9 protein-coding genes are annotated in these 11,097 nt (G+C 72.5%); 6 read left to right on the top strand and 3 right to left on the bottom strand.

Annotated features, from left to right (window positions below; all coding sequences use genetic code 11):
* The first annotated feature begins 300 nt into the window (after positions 1-300).
* Entirely contained in the window at positions 301-672 is a 372-nt protein-coding gene (locus GEV10_30425) for a cupin domain-containing protein (GenBank protein MQA82726.1), read from the top strand.
* 6 nt (positions 673-678) lie between these two features.
* Here the strand turns inward: GEV10_30425 and GEV10_30420 are convergent, their stop codons facing one another.
* Together GEV10_30420 and GEV10_30415 are read right to left on the bottom strand one after the other, a co-directional pair.
* The gene (locus GEV10_30420) at positions 679-2,025 is read right to left on the bottom strand and encodes a pyridine nucleotide-disulfide oxidoreductase (GenBank protein ID MQA82725.1); all 1,347 of its coding nucleotides are present in this window, start codon (positions 2,023-2,025) and stop codon (positions 679-681) included.
* Between the two features lie 79 nt (positions 2,026-2,104).
* Positions 2,105-3,079, bottom strand: coding sequence for a zinc-binding dehydrogenase (locus GEV10_30415; GenBank protein ID MQA82724.1), 975 nt, complete (start codon positions 3,077-3,079; stop codon positions 2,105-2,107).
* A 22-nt stretch (positions 3,080-3,101) separates the two neighbouring features.
* On the opposite strand from GEV10_30415, the gene GEV10_30410 reads away from it, so the two are divergent.
* The 3 genes from GEV10_30410 to GEV10_30400 all read left to right on the top strand — a co-directional run bounded on the left by GEV10_30410 (position 3,102) and on the right by GEV10_30400 (position 5,996).
* Entirely contained in the window at positions 3,102-4,007 is a 906-nt protein-coding gene (locus GEV10_30410) for an arginase family protein (protein MQA82723.1), read from the top strand.
* A 69-nt stretch (positions 4,008-4,076) separates the two neighbouring features.
* The gene (locus tag GEV10_30405) at positions 4,077-4,976 is read left to right on the top strand and encodes a siderophore-interacting protein (protein MQA82722.1); all 900 of its coding nucleotides are present in this window, start codon (positions 4,077-4,079) and stop codon (positions 4,974-4,976) included.
* 27 nt (positions 4,977-5,003) lie between these two features.
* Positions 5,004-5,996 (top strand): phosphotransferase, encoded by a 993-nt coding sequence (locus GEV10_30400; protein ID MQA82721.1) that lies wholly within the window; start codon positions 5,004-5,006, stop codon positions 5,994-5,996.
* Here GEV10_30400 and GEV10_30395 read toward each other — a convergent pair.
* Positions 5,984-8,947, bottom strand: a complete 2,964-nt coding sequence (locus GEV10_30395; protein MQA82720.1) for a bifunctional [glutamine synthetase] adenylyltransferase/[glutamine synthetase]-adenylyl-L-tyrosine phosphorylase — start codon at positions 8,945-8,947, stop codon at positions 5,984-5,986. The two genes, GEV10_30400 and GEV10_30395, sit on opposite strands and share 13 nt — an antisense overlap.
* Before the next feature lie 71 nt (positions 8,948-9,018).
* Here GEV10_30395 and GEV10_30390 point away from each other — a divergent pair, with 71 nt between their 5' ends.
* A complete protein-coding gene (locus GEV10_30390; protein MQA82719.1) occupies positions 9,019-10,149 on the top strand; it encodes a CoA transferase in 1,131 nt (376 codons plus the stop codon).
* Positions 10,146-10,832 carry an FCD domain-containing protein gene (locus GEV10_30385; protein MQA82718.1) on the top strand — a complete coding sequence of 229 codons (687 nt, stop codon included), beginning with the start codon at positions 10,146-10,148 and terminating at the stop codon, positions 10,830-10,832. Before GEV10_30390 ends, GEV10_30385 begins: the two co-directional genes overlap by 4 nt.
* Positions 10,833-11,097: the final 265 nt, after the last annotated feature.

Below are 11,097 nucleotides of genomic sequence, written 5' to 3'. Positions count from 1 at the left end.
CTCGGCGAGTGACTCTCGCGCGAGGTGGAAAGCGCCCTGGATGGTGGTGGTGCCCGTCTTGTGCGGACCGATGTGCAGCAGTCGCACACCTTCGTCCAACGTCAGGTCCTGCACGACTCTCAGGGGCTCCTCTCCGTGCAAGCGGCCCGAGCCTACCGTCGCTCGCGGGTCCGCCGGAATCCCCGCTGACTGTGCGTCGCCTGTGACCTCACGACCGTCCTGCGGGACCCCCGTGCGCACACTCCGACCGCGCTGTAATACAGTCATACAATCACTCGAGGGGAGCACTACGTGGAGATCATCCGCCACCCGCACGGCCGGCCGGCGCAGCAGAAGACCGAGACCTTCACCGGCACCGTGTGGTTCGACCCGCTGCTGCCGCCGACGGACGACGTCGCCGTCAACAACGTGTTCTTCCCACCGAAGGCGCGCACCCACTGGCACTCCCACGAGAACGGCCAGTACCTCCACGTCGTCGCGGGCACCGGCCTGGTCTGCAGCGACGGTGGCGACCCGCAACCGATCGCCGCCGGCGACGCCGTGTGGGTGCCCGCCGGCGAGCGCCACTGGCACGGCGCGACGAGCGAGGGCTTCCTGCTGCACACCGCCGTGTCACTCGGCACGACGTCCTGGGCGGACGCCGTGACCGACACCGACTACGAGCGCGGCTGACCCGACTCACGACTGTCGGGACACCCTGAGCATGTCCCCGCGGGGGACGAGCTTGACCCGCAGCCGGCCCTCCACCTCGCCGAGGGCGAGCTCGTGCGCGTCGAGCAGCTGCCAGCCCTGCCAGGTGGTGAACTCGACGCCGCGTCCCGCGAGGTAGCGGGTGAGGGAGTCGGGGTCGGAATCCGCCGGCCGGGTCAGCGCCTCGGCGTCGGCCAGCAGGCACCGCACGGTCTCGCTCGCGTCGCTCTTGGTGTGCCCGATCAGGCCGACGGGGTCGCGCTTGATCCAGCCGGTCGCGTAGAGGCCGGGCATCGGTTCGCCGTCGAGGTCGAGGATCCGCCCCGCCTCGTTCGGCACGACGCCGGCCCGCTGGTCGAACGGCAGGTCGGTCAGGGCGGAGCCGAGGTAGCCGACGGCGCGGTAGACGGCCCCGACGGGCCAGTCGGTGTACTCGCCGGTCCCTACGACCGCGCCGTCCGCGTCGAGCTCGGTGCGTTCGGTGCGCAGCCCGCTGACCGCGTCGTCGCCGAGCACCTCGACCGGCTGCTGCATGAAGTGCAGGTGGATGCGGTGCGGCTTGGTCGGCGCCTCGTCGCGCACGACCCAGTTCTGCAGGATGTCGACGACCTGCTTGGTCTGCTTGCTGGCGCGGATCGCGGCCTGGCCGTGCTCGTCGACGTCGAAGCCCTCGGGGTGGACGACCACGTCGACGTTGGGCGAGTGGATGAGCTCGCGCAGCTCGAGCGGGGTGAACTTCAGGTGTGCGGGTCCGCGCCGTGCGAACACGTGCACGTCGGTCGCCTGGTTGGCGTCGAGGCACTGGCGGACGTTGTCCGGGATCTCGGTCGAGCCGAGCTCCTCGCCGGTCTTCGCGAGGATCCTGGCGACGTCGAGCGCGACGTTGCCCGCACCGATCACCGCGACGTCGCGCGCGGTCAGCGGCCACGTGCGCGGGACGTCGGGGTGCCCGTCGTACCAGGAGACGAAGTCCGCCGCGCCGAAGCTGCCCGGCAACGCGATGCCGGGGATGTCGAGCGCCCGGTCTGAGTCGGCACCGGTCGAGAAGATGACGGCGTCGTAGCACGCGCGCAGGTCGTCGAGCTTGATGTCGCGGCCGTACTCGACGTTGCCGAGCAGCCGGATCGCGGGGTTCTCGAACACCCGGTGCAGCGCCTTGACGATCTCCTTGATGCGCGGATGGTCGGGCGCGACGCCGTACCGCACGAGGCCGAACGGCGCGGGCAGGCGCTCGATCAGGTCGACCGTCACCGGTGTCTGCGACTTCGTGAGGATGTCGGCGGCGTAGATGCCCGCCGGACCCGCCCCGACGACGGCGACTCTCAGATTGCGCACGGCGCCCTTCCCCCTGGAGACGTTTCTTAGGGGAACCTAACCTGGTGATCACGGCGACCGACGAGCGTCGTAACCAAGGTCACAGGGCCAGGACGACCTTGCCGAGAGAAGCGTCGCCGGACAGGTACGCACGGGCGTCGTCCGCGCGGTCGAACGGGAAGGCACGGTCGACCGGCGCTCTCAAGTCACCGCTCGCGATGCCCGGCAGCACGTGCGTGCGTACGCGCGTCGCGACCTCGGCGTGCTCCTCCGGCGTCCTCGTGCGGAAGGTCGTGCCCACGAGCGAGACCCGCCGGTACGCGAGCCGGTCGAGGTCGAGCACAGCTTGGTCGCCGGCGAGGCGCCCCACCTGCACGACCCGCCCGCCGATCCGCGTGGCCGCGATGCCCCGGTCGGTGAGGTCGCCGCCGACATGGTCGACGGTGACGTCGGCGCCGCGGCCGGACGTGTGCGCGAGCACGATGTCCGCGACGTCTTGCGCGGTGGTATCGATGCCGACGCCGACCCCGTGGACACCGACCCTGGCCAGCTTCTCCGCCGACCGAGACGTGCCGACGACGAGCCCGGCCCCGAGGTACCGCGCGAGCGCGGCGGTGAACAACCCGACGCCCGACGTCACACCGAGCAGCAACACGACGTCGCCCTCCCGCAGATGCCCCTGCGTGGCGAGCGCGTCGTACGCCGTCATGCACACGACCGGCAATGCAGCCGCGTCCGTCAGGTCGACCGCCGCGGGCACCGGAAGCAGTAGCCGGTGGTCGACGGCGACTCGTTCGGCGAACGCCCCGTTGACCATGGCCATGACCCGGTCGCCGACGCTCACGCCCGGGACGGCCGCGCCGACTCGTTCGACGACCCCGGCCAGCTCGGCGCCGGCCACGTTCGGTCCGCTCGGGTCGAGCCGCTTGCCCTGGTACGTGCCGCTGAGCTCGTCGAGGTCGGCGCGGTTGAGTCCGGCGGCGTGGACCTGGACGACGACGTCGTGTGCTCGGGGCGTCGGCTCGGGGAGCTCGGCGTGCGTCCAGCCGCCTTTCCCTACGACGAGACCACGCATCGCGTCAGCCTAGTGTGGAGCCATGGCTGACATGGAACTCATCGGCGTCCCCTTCGACGGATGGGGGCGGCCGGGTCACCAGGCCGCGGCAGCGAAGGCCCTGCGGAATGCCGGCCTGCTCGATGCCCTTCGTGCGCACACGGTGGTGCGCGGCGACGACGTGGAACTGCCCGATGCGGAAACCAACCGCGGCTCGAGGACCTCACTGGTCAACGAGTCGGCCCTGCTCGCCATGGTCGAGACCCTCGGCTCACGCGTGTCGGAGGCGGTGACCGGCGGCCGCTTCCCGTTGGTCTATGGCGGCGACTGCGCCACCCTGCTGGGCACCGTTCCCGGACTGCGCGAGAACGGGCCTCTCGGCCTCCTCTTCGTCGACGGGCACGAGGACACCATGCCGCTGGACGTATCGGAGGACGGCGAGGCGGCCAATACCGAGGTCGGCCTGTTGCTCGGACTGACGGGTCGGCTGCTCGAGGGACCATTGGCCGACCGGCTGCCCGCACTCGAGCAAGCAGCGCTGGCCATGCTCGGCCCGCGTGACGTCGAGTGGCGCCGGGAGTTCAACGTCGGGTCACTGCGCGACAGCGGGGTCTGGTTGCGGGACTGGCAGGAGGTCGCCGCCGAACCCGAGAGGCTCGGACGGTCCGCCGTCGAGCATCTCCGGCGAAGCTCCGACCGATGGTGGCTGCACGTCGACCTGGATGTCCTCGATCCCGAGGCGTTCGCCGCACAAGGCGTGCCGGACGTCGAGGACGCGCCGAACGGCCTGACCTGGGACGAGCTCACCCGTGTGCTCACCGCAGCCGTGGGCGCGCGCGGCTGCGTCGGCTGGAGCATCGCCATCTACGATCCCGATCAGGATCCCGACCGTTCCGGCGCCCGCCGCATCGTCCAGCTGGTCGAGGACGTGGTCACCGCCCTGTGCTGAGCGCGGGCGGGCGCGGCAGCCCGACACTGGACGAGGGAAGGTAGCCTAAGGTTAGCCTTACCTACGTCGATGCCCCGGCCGGAAGGACTCGCTCCCGTGACGACGACCGAGCAGCAGGAGGTCCTTCCGTACGTGCACGTCGCGTGCCGGGTGGCGCGCACGCGGGAGCTCACTCCGCACATGCTGCGCGTGACCTTCGACGGACTCGACGGCGCCGCGGCGGGGGCGGGCGACCAGCGGATCAAGATCTTCTTCCCGCTCGCCGGGCAGGAGTGCCCCGAGGTCCCGACCGGCACCGACTGGTACAAGGAGTACCTGGCCATGCCGGCGGAGGTGAAGCCGGTGATGCGCACGTACACGATCAGGTCCTTGCGCTCCGACGTCGGCGAGATGGACGTCGACTTCGTGCGGCACGGCGACTCCGGTCCCGCATCCGCGTGGTGCGAGCGGGCGACCGCGGGCGACCGGGTGACGATGTGGGTGCCCAACGCGCATTTCGGCGCGGTCGCCGGCGGGTACGAGTACAAGCCGCCGGCCGGCGCCGACTGGCAGCTGCTCGCCGGTGACGAGACCGCGCTGCCCGCGATCGCCGGCATCCTCGAGGACCTCGCGCCCGGCACCTCGGCGCGCCTGTTCGTCGAGGTCCCGGACGACGCCGACCGGCAGGACATGCCGACCGCGGGTGACGTACGGGTCACGTGGTTGTCGCGCGCGGCGTACACCGGCGGCGACAGCCCGCTGGTCGCGGCAGTGCGCTCGGCCGACCTGCCGGCCGGCACCCCGTACGCGTGGCTCGCCGGCGAGGCGTCGGCCGTCAGGGACCTGCGGCGGCACCTCGTGCGGGAGCGCGGTGTGGACAAGAGGGCGATCGACTTCTGCGGGTACTGGCGGCGCGGCAAGACCGAGGACGAGCCGCTCGACGCCGCGGAGGAGGCGGCGGTGCTCGCGGAGGCATCGGCGGCGGAGTAGGTCCGCCCCTGGCCCTACGGTGAGCCCGTGGAGTTCGAGACCTATACGGGCCGGTGGGCCGAGCCGGCCTGGCGTGCCGAGGTCCTGGCCTGGGCGACGGAACGCCTGGCGGAGCACGGGCTTTCCCTGACCGGCGAGCCCGAGCAGCCGCGCATGCGTCCGTGGTCGACGATGTTCGTCCTCCCGACCGACGCAGGCATGTACTGGCTGAAGGCCAACGCGACCGCCGCGCGCTACGAGGCTCCGCTCGTCGACGCTCTCGCCCGTTGGGCGCCCGAGCACGTACTCACGCCGCTTGCCGTCGACGCCGAACGGGGGTTCGTCCTCAACCCCGACGGCGGCACCATCCTGCGTGAGGCCGATCCTCCGGCCGGCGCGTGGGAGTCGATGGTCGCCCAGTACGCCGAGCTTCAGCTCGCCGTCGCCCCGCACGCGGGCGAGCTGGTGGGCCTCGGCGTCCCGGACGCGCTGCCCGCGCACGTGCCCGCGCGGGTCGACGAGCTGCTCGACCGGCTCCGCGCCACGCTCGCGCCCGACACGTCCGCCGCGCTGCGCGCATTCGTGCCGCGCCTCGCCGAGACCTGCGCACGGCTCGACCAGTCCCCCGTTCCGCCGAGCATCGACATCGACGACCTGCATGACGGCAACGTCTTCGTCCGCCCCGGCGGACGGCACGTGTTCTTCGATTGGGGCGATGCCGCAGTCAGTCACCCGTTCGTCGCGTTCCTCGTGGCGATGCGGTCCTTCGCGCACAGGTACGAGTTGCGCGCCGGCGCGCCCGAGCTGCACCGGCTGCGCGACGCGTACCTCGAACCGTTCACCGACGTGGCGCCGGTCGCCGAGCTGAGACCACTTGTCGAGGACGCCGCGAGGATCGCCACGGTGACGAGGGCGCAGGCCTGGCTGCGCAGCTACCAGGACACGCCCACGGACATCGCCGTCGAGGGTGTCGGGGCCGCCGCGGAGTGGCTCGGCCTGATGCTCGATCCGGAGCTCGTGCCGCTCGGTCAGTCCTCGTAGAAGACGCGGTCGAAGACGGTGCGGGCATGGCGGGCGGTACGGCGGTAGTCCTCGACGAGCTCGCCGACCTCGTCGGGCTCGTAGCCGAGGACACGTGCGACGGCGGCGCGTTCGCGGTACTCGACGGGGATCGTGTCGCCCGGCTTGCCGCTGACGAGGGTGCGGGCGTTGCGTACGCGGCTGGCGAGCCGCCACGCCTCGGCGAGCACGTCCCTGTCGGCCGGGTCGAGCAGCCGGTGGTCGACGGCCTCGTCGAGCGCGTCGAGGGTGCGGGTCGTGCGAAGAGACGTCACCGCGCCCGCGTGCCTGAGCTGGGCGAGCTGCGCGACCCACTCGACGTCGGACAGACCGCCTGGCCCGAGCTTGAGGTGCGTCGTGCGCTCGACTCCGCGCGGCAGCCGCTCCGACTCCATCCGCGCCTTCAGCCGGCGGATCTCGCGTACCGACGTGCCGTCGAGTCCGCCGTGCGGGTAGCGCAGCGGCTCGACGAGCGACTCGAACCGCGTGCCGAGCTCGGCGTCGCCGGCGACGGCACGGGCGCGGAGCAGGGCCTGGCTCTCCCAGGGCGACGACCAGCGCCGGTAGTACGCGGCGTAGGAGTCGAGGCTCCGCACGAGCGGGCCCGACCTGCCCTCGGGACGCAGGTCGGCGTCGACGGTCAGCGGCGGGTCCTGGCACGGCATCGAGAGCAGCCGTCGCAGCTCGTCGGCGACGGCGTGCGCCCAGTGTGCCGCGGCCTGCTCGTCGCCGTCGGACTCGAAGACGTAGAGGACGTCGGCGTCGCTGCCGTAGCCGGTCTCGCACCCGCCCAGCCGGCCCATCGCGATCACCGCGAGGCGGCCGGGCCCGCCGTCGCCGCCGGTGACCGACCGGCGTGCGACGTCGCCCGCGGCACGCAGCGTCACGTCGGTGATCGTGGTGAGCGCGACGCCGACCGCATCGACGTCGAGCGTGCCGACGAGGTCGGCCGCCGCGACGCGGAAGAGCTCGCGCCTGCGCAGCCCGCGCAGGGCGACGACGGCGCGTTCGGGATCGTCCTGCCGGCCCACGATCGACTCGGCCTCGCGGGCGATCGCGTCGGCGGACCGCGGGGCGAGCTCGGCCTCGTCGCCGACGATGCGCACCGCCTCGGGGGCGCGCAGCAACAGGTCGGCGGCGTACCGGCCGGACGCGAGCACGTGGGCGAGGCGCTCGGCGGCGGTGACCTCCTCGCGCAGCAGCCGCAGGTACCAGGGGGTGCGGCCGAGCGCATCGCTCGCCTGCCGGAACGCCAGCAGGCCGCGGTCGGGGTCGGCGCCGTCGGCGAAGTACCCGAGCATGACCGGCAGCAGGGTGCGCTGGATCGCCGCCCGTCGACTCACCCCGGCCGTGAGCGACTCGATGTGCCGCAACGCGCCGCCCGGGTCGGCGTAGCCGAGTGCCTCCAACCGCTGGCGCGCGGCGTCCGGCGTGAGGCGCACCTCCGCGCCCGGGAGCCGGGCCACCGCGTTGAGCAGCGGACGGTAGAACAGCTTCTCGTGCAGTCGGCGTACCTCGCGCTTGTGCCTGCGCCAGGTCTCGGTCAGCTCGGCGACCGGCTGGTGCGTGTAGCCGAGTGCGCGTCCCAGGCACCGCAGCTCGGCGTCGTCGTCGGGGACGACGTGGGTACGGCGCAGCCGCCGCAGCTGGAGCCGATGCTCGAGCGCGCGGAGGAACCGGTACGCGTCCGCGAGCGGCGGGGCGTCGTCGCGTCCCACGTAGCCGCCCTCGGTGAGCGCCGCGAGCGCGTCGAGGGTGTTGCCGCTGCGCAACGTGTCGTCGGTGCGCCCGTGGACGAGCTGCAGCAGCTGGACGGCGAACTCGACGTCGCGCAGCCCGCCGCGGCCGAGCTTGAGCTGGCGTCCGGCGTCGCGCTGCGGCACGTGCTCCTCGACCCGCCTGCGCATCGCCTGGACGTCCTCGACGAAGCCCTCGCGGTCGGCGGCCTTCCACACCAGCGGCGCGACCTCGCCGACGTACCTCTCCCCCAGGTCACGGTCGCCGGCGACCGGACGCACCTTGAGCAGGGCCTGGAACTCCCACGTCTTGGCCCAGCGGGTGAGGTACGCGACATGACTGGCGAGGGTGCGGACGAGCGGGCCTGACCTGCCCTCGGGACGCAGCGCCGCGTCGACCGGCCACAGCGTGCCCTCGGCCGTGTTGTCGGAGCAGGCCCGCATCATGCCGGCGGCCAGCCTCGTCGCGGTCGCCAGCGCCGCGTCCTCGTCGGACTCCTCGCCGTCCGCCCCCGTCGTGCGCGGTTCGGCCACGAAGATGACGTCGACGTCGCTCACGTAGTTGAGCTCGCGCCCACCGGCCTTGCCCATGCCGAGCACCGCGATCCGGCACGGCGTCGCGCCGTCGTCGAGGCCGGCCCTGGCGATGGCGAGTGCGGCCTCGAGCGCTCCGCTCGCGAGGTCGGACAGTGCGCGCGCCACCTGCTCCACCGAGAGCTCGCCGGCGAGGTCGTGGGCCGCGATCGACAGCAGCACGCGGCGGTACGCGACCCGCAGCGCGTCGGACGCGACGGCGTCGCCGGCGCACGGCTCGGTCGCGTACGGGTCGGCGCCGACCGCCTCGAGCAGCACGAGGCGCGGGTCGCCGGCGAGCGGCTCGTCGAGCGCCCGCCAGTGTCCCGGGTGCCTGGCGAGATGGTCGCCGAGCGCCGCGCTGAAGCCGAGGACGGCCAGCAGGCGCGCCCGCAACGAGTCATCGTCAGCACAGCGCCTGTCGAACGCCGCGGCGTCGTCACCGAGCGCCTCGCGGAAGCGGACGAGAGCGGTCAGAGCGAGGTCGGGGTCGGCGGTCGCGGCGAGGACGTCGACGAGATCGGAGCCGACCGCGGCGATCTGCCGGCTGGCGGCGTCGGGATCGGCGAACCCCGCCCGCGCCATGCGCCCGACCGACGCCGCCCGTTCCGCACTCTCCGCCACGCGTCGAGCCTATCGACCCCGGGTCATCCACTACGCTGACGACTTCGGATATCGGATCCAAGGAGGCGGCGGTGGACTCGTCGCTCGCGGGCGTGGTCGTGGCCGACTTCTCGCGCGTCCTGGCCGGCCCGTACGCCACCATGCTGCTCGCCGACCTCGGCGCGACGGTGGTCAAGGTCGAGCCGCCGGTCGGCGACGAGACGCGCCGGTGGGGCCCGCCGTGGGCGGCCGACGGCGCGAGCACGTACTACCTCTCGGTCAACCGCAACAAGCGCAGCATCGCGCTCGACCTGCGCACCGACGAGGGCCGGGCGGACGCGCAGGAGATCGCGGCGCGGTCCGACGTCCTCATCGAGAACTTCCGGTCCGGCAGCCTCGACGCGTTCGGCCTCGGCTACGACACGCTCCGGGCGCGCAACCGCGGCCTCGTGTACTGCTCGATCACCGGGTTCGGCGGCGAGTCGCGGTTGTCCGGCTACGACGTCGTGGTCCAGGCGGTGTCGGGGCTGATGTCGCTCACCGGCCCGGTGGGCGAGCCGAGCAAGGTCGGCGTCGCGATAGCCGACGTCGTCACCGGGCTGCACGCGAGCGTCGCGATCCTGGCCGCGCTGCGGCACCGCGACCGCACAGGCGACGGGCAGCGGATCGAGGTCAACCTGCTCTCGTCGATGCTGTCCGCCCTCGTCAACGCGGGCGGCGCGTACGCCGAGACCGGCGAGTCCCCGACCGCGATGGGCAACCGGCACCCGAGCATCTGCCCGTACGAGCCGTTCCCCACCGCCGACCGCCCACTCATCATCGCGGTCGGCAACGACGCGCAGTTCGCGGCGCTGTGCCGGTGCGTCGGCCTGCCGCGGCTCGCGAGCGAGTCACGGTTCGCGCACAACGCCGACCGCGTCGCGCATCGCGAGGAGCTCGTGGCGCTGCTGCGCGAACGCCTCGCCACCCGCGACGCGACCACCTGGCAGGCCGACCTCGACGCGGCCGGCGTGCCGTGCGGACCGGTCAACGACCTCGCCGGCGGCATGGCCGCCGCGACCGCGCTCGGGCTCGCGCCGTTGGTCGCGCTCGGCTCGCGGCAGCAGGTCGCGAACCCGTTCGAGATGTCGGAGACGCCGGTCACCTACCGACAGCCACCACCGGGTCTCGACGACGACGCGCATGCCGTACGCCAGTGGCTGAAGGGCGGCGATCTCACGTGACCACGCCACGGTTCACCAAACCACCCACGGCGCAACAGGCGGTGCTCGCCGAGTTGCGGCGTTCCATCACCACGGGCACGCTGCGGCCGGGCGAGCAGATCCGGCAGGACGTGCTGTCGACCGAGCTCGGCGTCAGCCGCGTCCCACTCCGCGAGGCGCTGAAGATCCTCGAGGGCGAGGGCCAGGTGACGTACGCGGCGCACCGCGGCTACTTCGTCACCGAGCTGTCGCTGCACGACCTGCTCGAGGTCTACCGCATCCGTGGCCTGCTCGAGCCCGAGGCGTTGACCGAGGCGCTGCCGAAGCTGACCGGCGAGGACGTCGAACGCGTGGTCGAGGCGCAGCGCGACGTCGAAGCGGCGGCCGACGCCGGCGACCTCGGCGCGATGACCGACGCCAACCGGCGCTTCCACTTCGCGCTGATGGAGCCCAGCGGGCTGCCGCGGCTGATGCGGTTCATCCGCCTGCTCTGGGACTCCACCGACGCCTACCGCTCGGTGTACTACAACCTCGAGCAGCACAGGTCCGCCGTCGTCGCCGAGCACGACGAGGCGATCGCGGCCGTGCGCGCGGGCGACGCCGGCACGCTCGTCGCCGTCCTCGACCGGCACCGGCGAAACGCCGTCGACGCCCTCCGCCGCTCCGGCGCCCTCACCGCCGCGTCCGAGCCTGCTCCCCGTTGATCACGTTAACCTCGGTCTTTCACACCTGGTGGGGCGACACGGGGTGTGGTGATGCGAAAGTGCCTTGTCTGCAAGGGAAACTGGGACTTGTCGACGGTCCTGTTGCTCTTGGAGAAAGGCACTTTGAAGCGTCCCGGGTTTGATGCCGCTTCCTTTCTTGAGAAGGATGTGGATCATGCCCCGGAAGTATCCGAAGGATCAGCGTGAGCGTGTGACCAGGATGGCGTTGGAGCGTCTGGGTGAGTACTCCTCGGCGTGGGCGGCG

The organism is Streptosporangiales bacterium (assembly GCA_009379955.1).
In the GTDB taxonomy this organism is placed as follows: Bacteria; Actinomycetota; Actinomycetes; order Streptosporangiales; family WHST01; genus WHST01.
Note: the sequence above shows the minus strand (reverse complement) of the source record. Positions and strands in the feature narration are given on the sequence as shown.